This window comes from Corynebacterium curieae (genome assembly GCF_027570035.1).
Classification (GTDB): domain Bacteria; phylum Actinomycetota; class Actinomycetes; order Mycobacteriales; family Mycobacteriaceae; genus Corynebacterium; species Corynebacterium curieae.
In genome coordinates this window covers 51,181-68,935 of sequence record NZ_JAKMUU010000006.1, presented here as the reverse complement: position 1 = coordinate 68,935, position 17,755 = coordinate 51,181, and the positions used below count along the sequence as shown (strand labels likewise).

Annotated in this window: 18 protein-coding genes; 13 read left to right on the top strand and 5 right to left on the bottom strand. The window is 64.0% G+C overall.

The genetic code is table 11. The annotated features are described in order from the left end of the window. The 5 genes from L8V01_RS09875 to L8V01_RS09855 all read right to left on the bottom strand — a co-directional run bounded on the left by L8V01_RS09875 (position 1) and on the right by L8V01_RS09855 (position 6,294). Positions 1-3,924, bottom strand: coding sequence for a Pls/PosA family non-ribosomal peptide synthetase (locus L8V01_RS09875; protein ID WP_269946890.1), 3,924 nt, complete (start codon positions 3,922-3,924; stop codon positions 1-3). Then, positions 3,925-4,383, bottom strand: coding sequence for a MarR family winged helix-turn-helix transcriptional regulator (locus L8V01_RS09870; RefSeq protein ID WP_198492088.1), 459 nt, complete (start codon positions 4,381-4,383; stop codon positions 3,925-3,927). Positions 4,384-4,420: 37 nt separating this feature from the next. Then, positions 4,421-4,717: a rhodanese-like domain-containing protein gene (locus tag L8V01_RS09865; protein WP_269946889.1), complete on the bottom strand. Its 297-nt coding sequence runs from the start codon at positions 4,715-4,717 to the stop codon at positions 4,421-4,423. 55 nt (positions 4,718-4,772) lie between these two features. Next, on the bottom strand, positions 4,773-5,594 hold the full coding sequence (locus tag L8V01_RS09860) for a PDDEXK family nuclease (RefSeq protein WP_269946888.1): 822 nt from the start codon (positions 5,592-5,594) through the stop codon (positions 4,773-4,775). A 226-nt stretch (positions 5,595-5,820) separates the two neighbouring features. Continuing rightward, positions 5,821-6,294, bottom strand: a complete 474-nt coding sequence (locus L8V01_RS09855) for an inorganic diphosphatase (RefSeq protein WP_269946887.1) — start codon at positions 6,292-6,294, stop codon at positions 5,821-5,823. Between the two features lie 82 nt (positions 6,295-6,376). Here L8V01_RS09855 and dacB point away from each other — a divergent pair, with 82 nt between their 5' ends. The 13 genes from dacB to L8V01_RS09790 are packed head-to-tail and all read left to right on the top strand — an operon-like array spanning position 6,377 to position 17,743. After that, on the top strand, positions 6,377-7,663 hold the full coding sequence (gene dacB / locus L8V01_RS09850) for a D-alanyl-D-alanine carboxypeptidase/D-alanyl-D-alanine endopeptidase (protein ID WP_269946886.1): 1,287 nt from the start codon (positions 6,377-6,379) through the stop codon (positions 7,661-7,663). Then, a complete protein-coding gene (tilS, locus tag L8V01_RS09845; RefSeq protein ID WP_269946885.1) occupies positions 7,653-8,609 on the top strand; it encodes a tRNA lysidine(34) synthetase TilS in 957 nt (318 codons plus the stop codon). Before dacB ends, tilS begins: the two co-directional genes overlap by 11 nt. A gap of 12 nt (positions 8,610-8,621) precedes the next feature. Continuing rightward, positions 8,622-9,209, top strand: coding sequence for a hypoxanthine phosphoribosyltransferase (gene hpt / locus L8V01_RS09840; RefSeq protein ID WP_269946884.1), 588 nt, complete (start codon positions 8,622-8,624; stop codon positions 9,207-9,209). Between the two features lie 12 nt (positions 9,210-9,221). Continuing rightward, entirely contained in the window at positions 9,222-11,567 is a 2,346-nt protein-coding gene (gene ftsH / locus L8V01_RS09835; protein ID WP_269946883.1) for an ATP-dependent zinc metalloprotease FtsH, read from the top strand. Further along, positions 11,567-12,160: a GTP cyclohydrolase I FolE gene (gene folE / locus L8V01_RS09830; RefSeq protein ID WP_259886564.1), complete on the top strand. Its 594-nt coding sequence runs from the start codon at positions 11,567-11,569 to the stop codon at positions 12,158-12,160. The genes ftsH and folE overlap by 1 nt, the downstream gene beginning before the upstream one ends. Before the next feature lie 38 nt (positions 12,161-12,198). Continuing rightward, on the top strand, positions 12,199-13,161 hold the full coding sequence (folP, locus tag L8V01_RS09825) for a dihydropteroate synthase (protein WP_269946882.1): 963 nt from the start codon (positions 12,199-12,201) through the stop codon (positions 13,159-13,161). A gap of 3 nt (positions 13,162-13,164) precedes the next feature. After that, the gene (gene folB, locus L8V01_RS09820) at positions 13,165-13,545 is read left to right on the top strand and encodes a dihydroneopterin aldolase (protein ID WP_269946881.1); all 381 of its coding nucleotides are present in this window, start codon (positions 13,165-13,167) and stop codon (positions 13,543-13,545) included. Beyond that, positions 13,545-14,030: a 2-amino-4-hydroxy-6-hydroxymethyldihydropteridine diphosphokinase gene (folK, locus tag L8V01_RS09815; RefSeq protein WP_269946880.1), complete on the top strand. Its 486-nt coding sequence runs from the start codon at positions 13,545-13,547 to the stop codon at positions 14,028-14,030. The genes folB and folK overlap by 1 nt, the downstream gene beginning before the upstream one ends. Next, a complete protein-coding gene (locus tag L8V01_RS09810; RefSeq protein ID WP_259886571.1) occupies positions 14,027-14,500 on the top strand; it encodes a DUF3180 domain-containing protein in 474 nt (157 codons plus the stop codon). Before folK ends, L8V01_RS09810 begins: the two co-directional genes overlap by 4 nt. A 5-nt stretch (positions 14,501-14,505) precedes the next feature. Further along, positions 14,506-15,549: a DUF6779 domain-containing protein gene (locus tag L8V01_RS09805; protein WP_269946879.1), complete on the top strand. Its 1,044-nt coding sequence runs from the start codon at positions 14,506-14,508 to the stop codon at positions 15,547-15,549. Next, complete coding sequence (locus L8V01_RS09800) at positions 15,550-16,224, top strand: 6PGD fold domain-containing protein (protein ID WP_269946878.1); 675 nt, start codon at positions 15,550-15,552, stop codon at positions 16,222-16,224. Beyond that, complete coding sequence (locus L8V01_RS09795) at positions 16,221-17,123, top strand: pantoate--beta-alanine ligase (RefSeq protein WP_269946877.1); 903 nt, start codon at positions 16,221-16,223, stop codon at positions 17,121-17,123. Before L8V01_RS09800 ends, L8V01_RS09795 begins: the two co-directional genes overlap by 4 nt. Then, positions 17,123-17,743, top strand: a complete 621-nt coding sequence (locus L8V01_RS09790) for a GNAT family N-acetyltransferase (RefSeq protein ID WP_269946876.1) — start codon at positions 17,123-17,125, stop codon at positions 17,741-17,743. Before L8V01_RS09795 ends, L8V01_RS09790 begins: the two co-directional genes overlap by 1 nt. The last annotated feature ends 12 nt before the right edge of the window (positions 17,744-17,755 follow it).

Below are 17,755 nucleotides of genomic sequence, written 5' to 3'. Positions count from 1 at the left end.
CTATCGCTTCCACGGCTCGATGGGGTTGCCCTGCCACACGGCGTTGGTGGGAACGCGGTCGCCGCGCATGACCAGCGAGCCGGGGCCTACGGTGGAGGCCTTACCAATCAGCGAGGCCGGCAGCGCCACCGAATGGGAAGCCAGCGTAGATCCGGCCTCGACGGTGACGGTATCCAGGCTCATCACGCGGTCCTGGAAAAGGTGGGTTTGCACCACCGTGCCAGGGCCCACGGTCGCGGCCTCACCGATGCGGATGAGGTCCGTTTCCGGGAACCAGTAGGAATCGATCCACGCACCACGGCCGATTTCCACGCCGAGGGCGCGCAGGCCCAGGTTGATCTCGCCGGAACCATAGGTGTGCTGGAAGAACCATGGCGCGGCAACGACCTCCACGAAGGTATCCTGCAGCTCGTTGAGCCAGACAAAGGCGGACCACAGCGGGTGATCGGCCGCGCGGTGCTTGCCCACGCAAATCCACTTCACGGCAACGGTAACGGCCATGGCTACGGCACCCATGCCCATGAGCACGAGGCCGGAGAGGAGCCAGGTGAGGGGGAAGCCGAGGGCGTCGAGAAGCGAGTAGTACACGCTAAGGGTCGCGGCGAGCAGCATGGCAGAAAACATCGGTGCCAAAAGGCGCATGGTTTCCACCACGCCGCGGCCGGCCTTAACGGCAAAGCCCGGGTTATAGGTCAGCGCCTCGCCCGAGTTGGCAGGGGAGTCCACCTCCACGGTCACGCGGCGCATGCGCTCTGGCGGCGCACCCCACCAGTTGGCGCCGGCCTTCGTCTTCTTCGGGGTAGAAGAAAGCACGGCAACCAGTGAGTTCTTCGAAAGCTTGCGGCCGGGCGCGGTGATGCCGGAGTTGCCCACGAAGGAGCGCTTGCCCACCTTGGTCTCGCCGGTGCGCATCCAGCCGCCGCCGAGCTCGTAGCCGCCGATCATGGTGTCATCGGCCAAGAAGGCGCCCTCTTTGATCTCGGTGAGCTTGGGGATCATCACCGCGGTGGAGATTTCCACATTCGCGCCAATGTCCGCGCCGAGCGAGCGCAGCCACGCCGGGGTTAGCTGCGAGGCATACACCGGGAAGAGCTTGGTGCGCGCCTCGTCCATGAGCCGCTCTATGGCCCATAGGCGCCAGCCCTTGACCGAACGTACGGGTGCCACGCCCGGGCTAATGCCGAGCGAGAGGATGCGCACGCCCAGCCAGGTCTGCAGCATGTAGGTGGCGAAGGCCGCCAGCGCGCCGACGGGCGCGAAGAAGATCGCGCCGACGAAGCTATCGCCGCCGGTGGAATGCACAAGGGCGAGCACGACGGCCGCGCCTACCGCCAGCGCCACGACCGGCTGGATGGCCAGCAGGACGGAAGTGGCGTCATAGATAGCCACCCACCACGGCCGGCGCTTTGGCGTATGGGACGGGAAGCGGTGCTTGGAGCGGCCCACCTTCTTGGCAGGCGAGCCCGACCAGCGCTGGCCGTCCTTGATCTTCTTGCGGCCGGTGACGGTGGAACCGGCCTCCACGTGCGCATACTTGCCCACCACGGTGCCAGGCAGCAGGGTGGAGCGCGCGCCCACGCGGGCACCTTCCTTAACGTCGATGGCGCCCACGTGCAGGATATCGCCGTCCAACCAGTAGCCGGAGAGGTCCACCTCGGGCTCGATGGCGGCGTGCTTGCCCAGCGTGAGAAGCCCAGTAACCGGCGGCAGGGAGTGCAGATCCACGCCGCGCTTGACCTTGACGCCGAGCGCGCGGGCGTAGTTATTTACGCGCGTGGCACCGGCCAGCGAGCTCGCGCCAGAGGCATTAGCCCAGCGCTCAGCCGCCCAGATGCGCAGGTGCGTCGAACTGCCGCGCGGGTAATCGCCCGGCGTGATGCCGGCCGTAATGAGGCGCGCGCCGTAGCCGCCGATGGGGATGCGGCCAATCGGGGTGACAAAGACAACGAGCATGGCGATAATCAGCCACCACGGGAAGGCCGTGGCCCACTCGAAGTCCAGTGATGCCGCCACGGTGGAACCCAGCATGAGCCAGGCCAGCCAGCTGGAGGCGGCCAGCGTCATGACGGGAATCTGAATCAGGGTCTGGGCTAGGCGGGTGCCGAAGCCGACCTTGGTGACCTCGCGCATGGGGACATCGGCAGCCGCGGGGCGCGGCTCGGCACCGGCGATGAGCTCGGCCAGCGAACCCAAGCGCGGGTGGTCGTAAAGGTCGCGCACCGCCACGTTGGGGTAGCGCTCCCTAATATGGCCTACGAGGGTCGCGGCCGCCAGCGAAGTGCCGCCGAGAGAGAAGAAGTCGGCGTTCTCGTCCTCTACGGACACGCCGAGCGTTTCTACCCACAGCTCCGCGAGCCACTTCTCGGTCTCGGTCAGCGTGGTCGATTCCACGCCCACTCCAGGCAGCGGCCACGGCAGGGCCTTCTTATCCACCTTGCCGGAGGTACGCACCGGCAGCTCCTCCATCACGCAGATGCGCGGGACGAGCGCGGCCGGCATGGTATCGGCCAGGCGGGCGTGCGCGGCCTCGTGATCGAAGCCCTTGGCCTCATCCTCGAGGGAAACGTAGCCCACTAGGACGGACTCGCCGCCGGGAGTTTTTTGCACGGCCACGGCCGAGTTATAGACGTTATCCAGGGCCGCGACGTTGGCTTCGACCTCGCCAAGCTCGATGCGGCGCCCGCCAATTTTCACCTGGTCATCTACGCGGCCAACGAAGTACAGTCCGTCTTCCTCCAAGCGCACGTGGTCACCGGTGCGATAGGCGCGCTGCCAGCCTATCGACTCCAGCGGCGCGTACCTTTCCGCGTCCTTGGCCGGATCCAGGTAGGACGCCAGCCCCACGCCGCCGATCACCAGCTCGCCGACGCCGCCCATTTCCACAGGCATGCCCTGCTTATCGACGACCACCAAATCCCACCCATTCAGCGGAAGCCCGATGGACACCGGCCGTCCTGGCAGCATCTGCTGCGCGCAGGCGACGACGGTGGCCTCGGTGGGTCCGTAGGTATTCCACATTTCGCGGTCCTCGGTGGCCAGGCGGTCCACCAACTCCTGCGAGCAGGCTTCGCCGCCGACGATGAGCAAGCGGATATTATCCAGCGCCTCGGCCGGCCACAGCCCCGCCAGGGTAGGCACGGTAGACACGACGGTGATATCGCGGCGGATGAGCCACGGACCTAAGTCCATGCCGGAACGCACCAGGGAGCGCGGTGCCGGGACCAAGCAGCCGCCGTGGCCCCAGGCCAGCCACATTTCCTCGCAGGAGGCATCGAAGGCGACGGACAGGCCGGCGAGCACGCGATCCTCCGGGCCGAGCGGCCCGTGCGGGTGGTTGACCAAAAAGAGGCTTGCCTCGGCGTCCACGAAGGCGGCCGCGGAGCGGTGGCTGACGGCCACGCCCTTCGGCTTGCCGGTGGAACCGGAGGTGAAGATGATCCACGCGGTGTCCTCCGGACGCGGGGCATTGCGTTTCTCGGCCGGCTCCTCGGCGGAGGTGTCTGGGGCGTCGGGGCGCGCGGAATCGCGTAGGAAGCGGAAGCCCTCGTCCGTAAAGACGCCGTCGATATCAGCCTCGCCGAAGACCATCTCGGCGCGCTCGTCCGGGTCGTCGGCGTCGACAGGCACGTAGGCCGCGCCCGCCGCCAGGGTCGCCAAAATGGCGAGGTAGAGCTCGCGCTTGCCCGAGGTCATCCGGATGCCGATGCGATCGCCACGGCGCACGCCATTGGCATGCAGCTCGGTGGCCCACAGCTCGACTTCGTGAATGAGCTCGGAGTAGGTGATGATCTCGCCGTCGTCAAGCGCGGCGGCGTCTGGGTGCATTTCCGCGGTGGCCGTGATGATGTCCCACAGCGTGCGCGGCCGCGGAGCCGCGCTACCTAAAAGGTACTGCTGCGGGACACGTGATTCGGGTCCTGCCATTTACGCCTCTTCTTCGTCCGCGGCAATGATGGACTTGGCCAACTTACGCAGGTGCTTGAGCTGCTTATTGGTGGACTCATCCAAAGCCTCGTCCTCGGCGGCGGAAACGAGCTCCGCCAAGTCCTTATGGACCTTTGCGCCCTTCTTGGTGGACGCGACGATCTGGCGGCGGCGATCCTTCGGGTCGCGCTCGCGCTTGGCCCAGCCGCGATCCTCGAGGGCGTCGATAAGACGCACCATGTCAGAGGCATCAATGGCCAGGGTCTCGGACAGGTAGGACTGCGACGCGGCATCCGCGTCCACCAGGCAGGTCAGGACCCAGTACTCGCGCAGCGTCGTCTGCTTAGTCTGCAGGGCAGCCTCGACGCCATCGCGGGTGCGGCGGCGGAGACGCTCCAGCTGGAACGACGGGGATTCGAGCAGGGCCGTTGGGATTACAGAATTATTCGTGGAAGCCATACCATCATCATAATCCCAAAAGATTGGTTAAGGCCAATTAATCCGTTTCGATGGGAAGCTCGGAAGCCTTCCAATTATCCGTGCCGCCCTCCACATTGATGGTGTCCCAGCCCAGCGCATGCTCCAGATACTGACAGACCTGCATGCTGCGGCCGCCCGCGTGGCAAATAACGTAGATGTCCTTGTCCGGATCGATTTCCTGGATGCGACCCGTAATCTCGCTCATCGGGATGTGGGTCGCGCCCTTCGCGCGCTCCACCGCCCACTCCTCATTCTCGCGGACATCAATGAGCTGTGCGCCTTCTGGTACTTCAGTTGGTTGAACGTTTTTCATGCCATTCACCTTAGTTACTAGCGTGCTTCTGGATCGGCCGGGCGGCGCCTCTGAGCTAGTGCTGGAACCGCCAGTAGTGGTGCCACTGCCAGGGAGGGGTTAAAAAGCCGCCTTTCTCGCGAACTATCGCGAGAACTTGGCTCACGGCCACGTCGAGGTGGTGCTCAATTGTGGCGGCGGTGAAGTGGAGGGGTTTGTAGCCCCTCTGGACGGCGTCGTTAAGCTTCTGGCGGTCAATTTCGAATCGTTGCCGGTTCTCGCCCTGGTGGTAGGCGTAGCCGTCGACTTCTATGGCTACCTTGTGCTCCTTCAAGAGTAGGTGCCAACGGTACGGGCCAATGTACCTGTTGTTGTAGACGGCGACGTGGGGCCGGAGTGCGCGGGTGAGGTTGCGCTCCGGCACGCTATCGGCGCCGAGGATGGTGTTTTCCAGCACGCACCGGGTGTGTTGCGGGAATCGCTGGAAATCGAGCATGTGGCCTTCCATCTGCGAAGTGCCGTACCGGCCGGCAAAGTAGGCCTCGAGGAACGCGATGGCGTCTTCCTCCGCCATGATTTCTGTGGCCTGCAGCGGATTGCACACGTTAATCCCATTGAGCCGGCCGAGCGCCTTCGGCCGAGCGCGGCGGCTGCGGAAGTAGGGGCTGGAGGCCATCGTTCCCGCGCGTAGGAAATGCAGTGGGAAGGTTAAGGCGTGGCCGAGGTAGTGATGGGCGCAGGAGTAGCCGTCGAGCGTCGAATCGGGCCAGCGCTGGGAGACGATTTCCGCGAGTTCGCGCGGCGAGGGCTCCCTATCGGTGTAGAGGCCGTGGCAGATTTTCACGGCTTGGTTGTTGATAGCGCGGCGCGCGGCCGCGCGCGTGGTGAAGATTCTCATGCGCCCACCCCTAGGCGTTCATTTCGATCATTTAGGTCCCCCGAGGCCGGTGATTTCGGCCTGCTATGTGATCGAATTGTACTGCGGGAGTGGGGTGATGTCGCGGGGAGGGCCTTGCGGGTGTGAAGCAGGGTAAAAAGGGGGCGTTTCGATCAAATATGGTCTTGAAAACCGCCGCTTCCGCGGTGCTATTTGATCGAAACGCCCTAAGGGGAGCCCAGAACGCTTACTTGAAGCGAGCCTTAGCCTCGTCGAGGATCTTCTCTGCCTCGGCCTTGTCGTCCCAGCCGGAGCCGGATACTTCCTTGTTCGGCTCCAGGTCCTTGTAGTGGACGAAGAAGTGCTCGATTTCGTCCTTGATGTGCTGCTCCACATCGTTGATGTCTTGGTAGCGCTCCCAGCGTGGGTCATCGATGACGGCGAGTAGCTTGTCGTCGCCGCCGGCCTCGTCGGTCATCTTGAAGACGCCGACGATGCGGGCCTCAACGACAACGCCCGGGAAGACCGGCTCCGGCAGGATGACCAGGGCGTCGAGCGGGTCGCCGTCCTCGCCCAGGGTGTGGTCGATGAAGCCGTAGTCAGCCGGGTAAGCCATCGGGGTGAACAGGTAACGGTCGAGGTAGACCTTGCCGGACTCGTGGTCAACCTCGTACTTGTTGCGGGAGCCCTTCGGGATTTCAATGGTTACTTCAACGCTCACAGCGATGTCCTCCATGGGGGATTGGGTATCAATTACTGCCCATAGTCTAGCGCGTTGCGGATTCGCGCTAGTGTTAGTGGCAATGAAAGCAAAGCATGTTTGGTGGTCAGCGACCGCGCTCGTGGTAGCAGCGGCGGTCGGAGGAACGGCTGCGCTGGGCGTTACCCTCCAGCGCGAATACGGCGATCTCTCGCACGGAGAAGCACAGGCGGTGGAGGCTCCAGAGGAGCCCTTGCGTGCTGCGGAGCCGGGCGAGGCGGACCTGGATGCACTCGGTGCGAAGCTGGATGAGCTCGCTAAGAATAAGGACCTTGCCACCTTTGGCGGCGAGGTGATCGATACCGAAACCGGTGACGTGGTGTGGCAGCGCGACGCGGATAAGCAGCTCACCCCGGCCTCATCTACGAAGGTGCTCACCACCGCGGCGGCGACGTTGGCGCTGGATGAGAACGAGAAAATCACCACCAAGGTCTACCGCGGGTCGAACGAGAAGAACGTGGTCATCAAGGCCGCGGGTGATGTGTGGATGACGCACGAACAGCTCGATGATTTGGCCGAGCAGATTTCGAAGAACGTCGAGCAGGTCGATGGTGTCTACATCGATACCTCCGCGTGGTCCGGCGAGGCACAGGCCCCGGGCTGGGATCCGGAGAATGTGGACGGCGGCTTCGTCGCGCCAATGGAACCGGCCATGCTCTACGGCGGTCGCCTGGGCGCGACGACGGGGGATGCGCCGAGGAGTCATGAGCCTGCTTTGGACGTCGCTAAGCAGCTAGGCGATCGCCTCGGCGCGGACAAGGTAGGTATGAGCTCTGTGGCGGAGAACGCGCAGGAGGTGGCGAGCGTGGATTCGCCGCCGCTGTCGGACCGCGCCCGGGAGATGGTGCGCCACTCGGATAACGTCATGGCCGAGGCCATTGCGCGCGAGCTGGCGGTTTCTCGTGGCAAAGAAGCCAGCTTTGAGGGCGATACGCAGGCCACGCTGGATGTCCTGCGGGAAGAAGGTTTCGACGTCGATGGCGTGGATATTAAGGACAATTCGGGGCTATCGGTGGACAATCGGCTAACAGCTGGGCTACTGACCCAGGTCATCAATCGCGCGGTCAAGGATCCCCGCCTGCGCCCGTTGGCGTCCTACCTGCCGGTGGCCGGCGGCGATGGAACTCTCTATGAGCGCTACGGCGATTCCGCGGCCAAGGGCTATGTTCGCGCCAAGACGGGCACGCTGACTGGGGTCTCGGCTTTGGCCGGCACCGCGCAGGGAAATTCCGGGCGCGTGTATGCCTTTGCATTCATTGTTAATGACGGCGATATCTTGGCCGCCCGCAAGGCCCAGGACGCGTTGGCTTCGGCGTTGCATGAGTTCTAAAAAGCCCTTCTGGCCGCGGGTTTCGCCACATTTTCTGGCTTGTCGGCGCGGCGTGCGCGCCGCCGCCTTCGACCACGCGGTGGCGGTGGGGCTGTCCGGAGGCGCGGACTCGCTGGCGCTTATGGCGGCGCTCGTGGCGGAGGGGCACGACGTGCTCGCGCTGTGCGTGGACCACGGATTGCAGGACGGCTCGCGGGCGCAGGCCGAGCGCGCGGCCGAGCAGGCGCGAAAGCTGGGAGCGCGGGCCTGGGTGCTCAGCGTTGAGACCGCCCCGGGAGCGGGGGCGGGCCCAGAGTCGATGGAGGCGGCCGCGCGGGTGGCGCGCTATCGGGTCTTGGCTGACGCGTGCGCGGCCGAGGAACTGGAAGTCGCCGTGGCGCATACGGCCGATGACCAGGCGGAAACGCTACTGCTTGGTGCGCTGCGCGGGAGGGTGACCGGCATGAGCGAGCGCAGCGAGGTGGAAGGCGCCCGCGTGGTGCGGCCGCTGTTGGGTGTGCGCCGCGCCGATACCGAGGGCGCCTGCGCGGAGCTGGGCCTCTCGGCGTGGCAGGATCCGCAGAATGCGGATAGGAATTTCCGCCGCGTGGCGCTGCGCTGCGAAGTAATCCCGCAGCTGAGCCGCATTATCGGCGGGGATGCGGTGCCAGCGTTGGCGCAAGCGGCAAGCGATGCCGCGCTTGACGACGCCGCCCTGCGCACCCCACCCATCACGGACTGTGCGGAACTGGCGGCGATGGCGGAACCGAGGCGTCGGAGAGCGATTGCGGCGTGGCTGGTCGGTGAGGGGGTAGAGGTCACGAGGAAGGGCGTGGGGGACGTCGGCAAGCTATGTACCCACTGGCACGGGCAAGGGCCGGTGGCCGTGCGATCGGCCCGGCATGTGGGGCAGAGGTTGGAAGTAGCCCGTATAGGTGGCAAACTGGCACTATTGTCTGGTCATTAAAGGAGCGCACACGTGCACGACAAGAAAGACTTCACCGTTCCCGCAAATAGCTACGGTGACGATGTTGAAGCAATCCTCATTGGAGAAGAGGAACTACAAAACCGCGTCCAAGAGCTCGCGGATATGGTCTCTGAAAAGTATGCCGATGCTGAGCAAGACCTGCTTTTGGTCTGCGTGCTCAAGGGCGCGGCTTTCTTCCTGACGGACTTTGCGCGCAAGCTATCCATCCCCTCCGAGCTGGAATTTATGGCCGTGTCCTCTTATGGCGCCTCCACTTCTTCTTCCGGCGTGGTGCGCATTTTGAAGGACTTGGATCGCGATATTGCAGGGCGCAACGTGCTCATCGTGGAAGATATTATCGATTCCGGCCTCACCCTGTCGTGGCTCATCCGGAACCTGCAAGGGCGCAACCCGGCCTCGCTCGATGTGGTCACGCTTCTGCGCAAGCCAGAGGTTGTGAAAGCCGATATTGACCTTTTGGATGTGGGCTTTGATATCCCGAATGAATTCGTCATCGGCTACGGGCTGGACTATGCGGAACGCTACCGCGATCTCCCCTACGTGGGCACCCTTCACCCTGATGTCTATACCACCAACTAAAATCGCGCAGTAATGAAAAACAACAAGATTCTTCGCTACGGCGGGATAGCGGCGCTTATCCTTATCGCGCTGTACGCCTTTACCTTCTTCAGCAACGATGCCCGCGGCTACGTGCAGGCGGATACCTCCGTTGCGCTGACCCAGCTCAAGGACAAAAACGTCGATGAGGTGGAAATTGATGACCGCGAGCAGCGCCTCCGCATCAAGCTCAAGGACGAAATCACGGTAGACGAGCGCGACGGCGTGAAAGAGATCGTGGCCAAGTACCCGGCCCGCGCCTCCGAGCAGGTCTTTAACTCCGTCAAGGATTCTGGTGCCGAGAAATACCAGACTAACGTCACCCAGGAATCCTTCCTCGGCTCCATGCTCAGCATGCTGTTGCCAATGATCATCCTCTTTGGTTTCCTCTTCTGGCTCATGTCCCGCATGCAGCAGGGCGCCGGCGGCATGTTTGGCATCGGCGGTTCCAAGGCCAAGGAACTGACCAAGGACACGCCCACCAATACCTTTGAGGACGTGGCCGGCGCGGACGAAGCCGTGGATGAGCTGCAGGAGATTAAGGACTTCCTGGAAGATCCCACTCGTTACCACGAGCTGGGTGCCAAGATTCCGCGTGGCGTGCTGCTCTATGGCCCTCCGGGCACCGGTAAGACTTTGCTTGCTCGCGCCGTGGCCGGCGAGGCCGGCGTGCCGTTTTATTCCATCTCCGGTTCTGACTTTGTGGAGATGTTCGTCGGTGTGGGCGCCTCCCGCGTGCGCGACCTGTTCAAGCAGGCGAAGGAAAATAGCCCCTGCATCATCTTTGTCGACGAGATTGACGCCGTCGGCCGCCAGCGCGGCTCCGGCACCGGCGGCGGCCACGATGAGCGCGAGCAGACCCTGAACCAGCTCCTAGTAGAAATGGACGGCTTTGGTGACCGTGAGGGCGTTATCCTTATCGCCGCCACCAACCGCCCGGATATCCTGGACCCGGCGCTGCTGCGTCCGGGCCGCTTCGACCGCCAAATTCCGGTCACCAACCCGGATCTTGCCGGACGCGAGCAGATCCTGCGCGTGCATGCAAAGAACAAGCCGCTGGCTGAAGAAGTTGACGTAGCTCAGCTGGCCAAGCGCACCGCCGGCATGTCCGGCGCAGACTTGGCCAATGTGCTCAACGAGGCCGCGCTGCTTACCGCCCGCATCGGTGGCAACGTCATTACCTATGACGCCTTGGAAGAGGCCACCGACCGCGTGGTGGGCGGCCCGCGCCGCCAGGGCAAGATCATCTCCGAACACGAGAAGAAGGTCACCGCCTACCACGAGGGCGGACACACGCTATCCGCGTGGGCGCTCAAGGACATTGAGCGGGTCTACAAGGTCACCATCCTGGCCCGCGGCCGCACCGGCGGCCACGCCATGACCTCGCAGGAAGATGACAAGGGCATGTACACCCGCGACGAGCTTTTCTCCCGCTTGGTCTTTGCCATGGGCGGCCGCGCGGCCGAGGAGCTGGTCTTCGGTGCGCCGACCACTGGTGCTTCCTCCGATATCGAAAACGCCACCAAGATCGCTCGCTCCATGCTTACCGAGTACGGCTTCTCGCCGGACCTGGGCACCGTGAAGTACGGCAAGGAGCAGGGCGACCCCTTCAGCCAGATGGGTGGCGGCGGCTCCATCGATTACTCCGATGAAGTCGCGTCCAAGATTGATGAGCAGATGCGCTACCTGCTCGAGCGCGCGCATGAGCAGGCCTATGACATTCTGCGCAATAACCGCTACTACCTGGACAAGCTGGCCGAGACCCTGCTGGAGAAGGAGACCCTGCGCCGCCCCGATCTCGAGCGCATCTTCGACGGCATCGAGCCGCGCGAGGCCTTCGATGTCTTCCCAGGTGAGGACGATCGCTTCCCGCGCCAGATTGGTTACGCTCCGGTGAAGACCCCGGTCGAGCTGGCTAAGGAGCGCGGCGAGGAGCTGCCTAAGCGCATGACGCTTCTCGATGCTTCTCGGGCCGCCCGCGAGCGTCGCCTCGCCGGCGAAGAGCCGAAGGGCGAGGTGGGCTTCAACTTTGGTCAGCACGCAGGCGACTACGTCGATCCGGACACCGCCCGCGAGCTGGGCCGCGGCCCAGCCAAGGAAAACGAGAATAAGGAAGCGAAGGACACCAAGCCGCCGCGAGACAACCAGTCGGCCCAGCCTTCCGATCCCGCCGCTGGCCCGGCCGCCCGCCCCGCCACCGGCGGCGGCAAGCACCACAAGCCGGATGCCGGTGCGGATCAGGACGCTGATACCAGCCAGTGGTTTACCCCAGGCTGGAAGGAAAAGGATCGCCGTAAGAACCCCTACGCGCGCGATGAAGAAAAGCAAGATGATAACTAATGGCTGATAACCACATACCCGCCCGCGCCCCCTTTGACCAGGACCGGGCGGAAGCAGCGGTGCGCGAGCTGCTCCTCGCCGTGGGCGAGGACCCCGATCGCGAGGGCTTGCGCGAGACCCCGGCCCGTGTGGCCCGCGCCTACCGCGAGGTCTTCGCCGGCCTGCACGAAGACCCAACGGAGGTCCTACACAAGACATTTGCCGAGGACCATCAGGAACTGGTCCTCGTGCGCGATATTCCCATCTATTCCACCTGCGAGCACCACCTAGTGCCGTTTTACGGTGTGGCGCACATCGGCTATATCCCAGGCAAGGATGGCCACGTCACCGGCTTGAGCAAGCTTGCCCGCCTGGCAGATATGTACGCCAAGCGCCCTCAGGTCCAAGAGCGCCTGACCCAGCAGGTGGCAGACGCATTGGTGGAGGTTCTCGGCGCGCAGTCCGTCATCGTGGTCATCGAGTGCGAGCACCTCTGCATGGCTATGCGTGGCATCCGCAAGCCTGGTGCGACGACGACTACCTCCGCGGTGCGCGGCGGATTCAAAAATAACGCCGCTTCCCGCGCTGAGGTGCTCAGCCTGATTCGCAGCTAAACCCCCGGTTGACCACTAAAAGCGATAAGGAGCACACCATGCAGCAGGCAACCTCGGTCTCGGATCTGAGCATCGCCAACCGCACGCTCGTGATGGGCATCGTCAACGTCACAGAGGATTCTTTCTCCGATGGCGGCCGGTGGTTGGACTTCGATGCCGCCATTAACCACGCCCGCGAGCTCGTGGACCAGGGCGCGGACATGATAGACGTCGGCGGTGAGTCCACCCGGCCGGGTGCGGTGCGCGTAGAGGCGGACGTCGAGGAGCGCCGCGTGGTGCCCGTCATTAAGGCTCTGAGTGAGCTGGGCATTCGGACCTCCGTGGATACGATGCGCGCTTCGGTGGCCCGCGCGGCAGCAGCGGCCGGTGTGGACATGATCAATGACGTCTCCGGCGGCCTGGCGGATCCGGAGATGTATCGCGCGATGGCCGAGGCCGGCGTGCCCGTCTGTTTAATGCACTGGCGCACGCTGCAGGAAGGCGCGTTTGGCTCGGCGGCCGGCAGCGCCGATCATGGCGGCGATGTGGTGCGCGATGTGCATGAGACCCTCGAGCGGTTGGCGAATAACGCGCTGGAGGCCGGCGTGCGCCGCGATAATATCGTGCTCGATGCGGGCCTAGGCTTCGCCAAAACCCCGCAGGATAATTGGGCGCTGCTCAAAGCCTTGCCGGGATTCCTCGACGCCGAATTCCCCATGCTGGTGGGCGCTTCCCGCAAGCGTTTCCTCGCCGCCATTCGGGAGGACCGCGGCGTGGAGTCCAGCCCGCTGCTGGCCGATCCCGCGACCGCGGCCGTGACCGCCATTTCCGCCCAGATGGGCGCGTGGGGTGTGCGCGTGCATGAAGTCGCCGTCTCCCGCGATGCCGTCGATGTTGCGGCCGCGTGGAACGCCGGCAACGCCTACGCGGGCGGGGCCAATGCTAGCGGCAGCTATAGCAACGGCTCCGACGGCAACGGCACCATGAAATCCACCGCTCTTCCGCGCAACCCTAAGGAGTAAAACATGGCAGACCGCATCGAGCTCACCGGCCTGGAATGCTTTGGCTACCACGGCGTCTTTGAGGAAGAAAAGCGCACCGGCCAGCCCTTCATCGTGGATATCACCTGCTGGTCCGAATTCGCCGACGCCGCCGCCACCGATGATCTGACCAAGACCATCAATTACGCCGAGCTTGCCGACGTCGCCGCAAATATCATCGAAGGCCCCGCCCGCGACCTCATCGAGACCGTCGCCAGCGAGGTGGCCGATACCATCATGGAGACCTTCGAAGGCCTGCACGCTGTAGAGGTCACCCTCCACAAGCCGAAGGCGCCGATTCCGCGCACTTTTGCCGACGTCGCCGTGGTCGCCCGCCGCTCCCGCAAGCACGCGAGGACCCTCTAATGCGCGCGGTGCTGTCCATCGGATCCAATATGGATGACCGCGTGGGGCTTCTGCGCACGGTATTTGATGAGTTCGCCGGCGAGATCGTCGCCGCCTCGCCCGTCTATGCCACCCCGCCGTGGGGCGTTACGGACCAGGACGAATTCCTCAACGCCGTGCTTATCGTGGACGTCGACGAGTCCCCGAAGGAACTCCTGCGCCGCGGACAGAAACTGGAAGAGGCCGCCGAGCGCGTACGAGTGCGCCACTGGGGCCCGCGCACGCTGGACGTGGACATCGTCGATATTGAAGGTTATACCTCTGACGACCCAGAGCTTATCGTTCCGCATCCTTATGCCCATGAGCGCGCCTTCGTACTGATTCCCTGGTTGGCGGCCGATGGTGGTGCTAGGTTGAGTGGGGAGGGCGTCGCCAAGCGGGTAGCAGCACTCGACCCGAAAGAGCGCGCCGAGATTCGCCGGCTGGGCATGATGGAGGAGCTATGACACGGACCTCGCTGGGTGCCCTCATCGGCACCGGGGTCTTCTTTGCCGCCGCCGCGGCCATCCTCACCACGCGCTTTTATGGCTCCATGCTGCAAATCCCGGTGACGGTTTCGGCCACGCTGTGGCTCATGGCCGTTATCTGCCTGGTGCTGACCTGGAAGGTGGACCAAGCCACCGAGGACGAGCATGGAATCGGCCTGGATAACTCGCAGCTCAACCCCATGACCATCACGCAGTTCATGTTGGTGGGCAAGGCTTCGGCGTGGACGGGCGCCATCGTGGGCGGCATCTATGCTGGCATTGCCGTTTATGTTATCCCCAATGCAGGCACGCTCGCGGCAGCTTCCGATGACCTCGTGGGGGTCATTGCCTCCGCGCTCGGTGGGCTCGCGATGTCTGCCGCTGGCCTGCGGCTAGAGCGACACTGCGAGACCCCGCCCCCACCAGATGGGGTTCAAGCGGTACATTAGTGAGCATGACTGAGCCGCGCTCTTCTTCTAGCAAAACTTCCGCCAAGACGACCAAGCCGGACTTGGGCCAGATCGGCCTTATCGTCCTCGTGGTGCTGGCCGTGGTGGCCAGCATCGTCATGCTAATCTCCGGCTCTGCCGCCGCTCTCAAGATCGCCCTCATTGCTGCCCTGTGGGCCGCCGTGCTCGGCTTCTTCTTGGTCATGCGCTACCGCCGCCAGGCAGAGGAGTCCGTGACCAAGCTGGAGCTGCAGGAGCGCGCTCACCGCGCCGAACTTAAGCAGGTCCGCGCCGCCGAAGGCCAGCCCCTGCCGGATCAGGAGCTGCTCGATGAGATCCGCACCGAACTTGCCTCTATCCGCAAGCAGATTGAAGACCTCTCCGGCCACGACTTCACCTATGAGCCGGCCGCACTGCACGCCGAGGCCCGCCGCATCATGCAGCTTGAGGCCCAGACCGCGGCCGCCGCACGCCCCAGTGCAGAAGAAGGCAATGTGGACTTCACCCAGTCCTCCTCCGGCGCCCCATCCGCCGATGCCATCGCCGGCCGCCTGGGCAGCCAGCCATCCGCTGCGCACACCGAGTCCAACCCGCTCAATGACATCATTAGTGAAAAGACGCGCGCACAGCGCACCTCCGGCAAGCCTTCAGGCGCCTCCACCTTTGATACCGGTGGCTTCCAGGCCGTGCGCTGGGATACCGGCGGTGATGATTCGCTGAAGATTTCCCGCACTTCCGCAGCCAGCGAGCACCACGGCAGCCACCGCAAGCCGGAGGCCGCTACCACCGCCAGCGACGAAACCCAGGACATTCCACAGCAGAAGGCGTCGCAGCGCGACGAACGCGCGGAATATCCAGGCTCGGGTCAGCACGTGGCTCCGGAATCGGCCGAACCAGTACGCCAGAAGGCAGCCCGCCCACATCACCGTGCGGCTGAACCGCAGCCGGAGGAGCAGACACGCGGCCGCCGTCGCAGCGACGACAAGCGCGAGGGCGCGGTGTCCGTGGCCGAGCTTTTGGCCCAGGCAAAGAAAAAGAAGGATAAATAAATGCGCCCGCCACGCATGCGGGTAGCACTCTTCGGCCGTAGCTTGGCTGGCTTTACCTTGGCTAATTCCATGGAACGTGCCGGTCATGAGGTGCAGATGCTCTCGGATCCGGCCGAGCTTTCTGCCTTTGAGGCACTCATCATCGCGGTCGGCGATACCCGCTTGGAGGCCACCGTAGAGCTGCTCGAACCGCACGTCCATCGCGGGCTCATCGCCTTCCACACCTGCCTTTCGCGAGGCGTCCAAGTATTAGATCCGCTAGAAACCCGCGGTTGCGTTGTTGCAGCACTCGCGCCATTTGCGCCCATGCGCTGGGCCGTGACCACTCTGGATGAGCTGGGCGAGACCGTGGTGGAACTCAACATCACCGAGTTCCGAGGCGAAGCGGTTGCGCTTTCCGACGCCGAACGTCCCCCCTTTGCCGCCCGCGCCTGCTACGCCGAGATGCTGCGCCGCTTGCATGTCTCTGCGGCGGTCGACGCCCTTTTCGTCTCGCCTTCAGAAGAACCGCCCTTGGTGGGTGAGGACATGGACACAGAAGAAATCATCGCCGCCTACCGTGGCGCCACCGATCCCGGCCTGCGCCGCAGCTACGTGGAGGTTGCCCGCCGCTTGGGCGAGGTGGACGGCCGCGAAGATCTAGAAATGTGGGCCCTACAAGAGGAGAGCCGATGAGCCTAGAGCTGGGAAACGCCACTGTTATCAGCGAGATTGAGCGTATCCGAATGGTCGGCAGCGCCTTCCACAAGACTGGCCGCCCAGTGGCCTTCGTGCCCTTGACTACTGGCGTGCATGCGGGCCATATCGCGCTGGTGCGCGCGGCCAAGCGCATCCGAGGCGCCGTTACCGTCGTGGCCCTGCAGTCTCCGCGCGAGGAGGACCTTGAACTCCTGCGCGCCGAGGGCGTAGACATAGTCTGGAATTACTCGACAGAGACCTTGTGGCCGCATGGACGCCGCAGCGCGGTGTCCCCGGCCAACGCCGAGGCCCCGCTGGAACCGGAGCTAAGTAAGGATCTCACGCTCTACCTCACGCTCATCCTGACGCTTTCGCCTACCGATGTCCTCTTGGGCGAAAAAGACTACGAGCTCCTCCTCGCCATCTACCATGCGGTTCAAGACTTCCACTTGGGCGTGCGCGTGCAAGGCGTGCCCGCCGTGCGCATGCCCGATGGAGTGGTGATGAGCCTGCGCAATACCGATGTTCCTGCCGCCGCCCGCGAGCAGGCCGCGGCTCTCTCTGCCGCGCTGACCGCTGGTGCGCATGCCGCCGAGGCCGGTGCCGAGCAGGTCCGCGAGGTCGCCGCGGAGGTGCTGCGCGCCGCCGGCGTTGAGCCCGAATATCTCGAGGTGCGCGGCCGCGACCTCGGCACGCCTCCCGAGGAGGGTGATGCCCGCTTGCTCGTCGCCGCGACAATCGGCGGCGTCCGGCTCATCGATAATGTGGGCCTGCCGCTGGGAATCGGCTTTAATAATATTGAAGAGCACGAAGCCAAGGCCGAGCTCGAGCGCGAGCAGCAGCGCGAAAAACAGCGTACGCAGAATTCCGGCACTTCGCAGCCATCGGAGGACTAATGAGCGATATTCAGATCCGCGACCTCGACCCGCGCGATGAGTCCCAAGCCATTTCCTTCGCTATCGAGGGCATGCACCTGCACTGGTTTGTGAAGAACCCGCGCTTTGAGCGCGCCTACGGCCGCTACTTTTGGGATTTAGAGCGCGCCAAGGCTACCGATATTTTGGCGGCCTACGATGGCGACCGCTTCCTCGGCGTGCTTTTGGCCTCCATGAAGGGCAAGCCCGCGTTGCCGTATCCGTGGTGGCGCAAGGCCTATGTCCGTGCGGTGGAAATCTTCAATAACCTGCGCCCAGGCGGACACCGCGATGATTATGATTCCGCTAATAAGGACATGTTGCTTGAGTACTTGGGCGGGCACGCCGTCGACGGCGAAATCGGCTTCCTCGTCGCCGAGCCGAACTCTGGCGTGAATGGAGTGGGCACGGCATTGCTGGAGGCCTTCGAAGCCCGCCACGCGGGGAAGAATATCTACCTGTATACCGATGACGGCTGCACGTACCAGTTCTACGACAGCCGTGGCTTCACCCAGGTGGGCGAGCGCACCATCGCGGTCAATGAGGACCGCGACTTGGTGTGCATGCTCTATGTGCGGCGCCTTGGCACGCCGCAGGCTTAGCGTGCCGCAGGC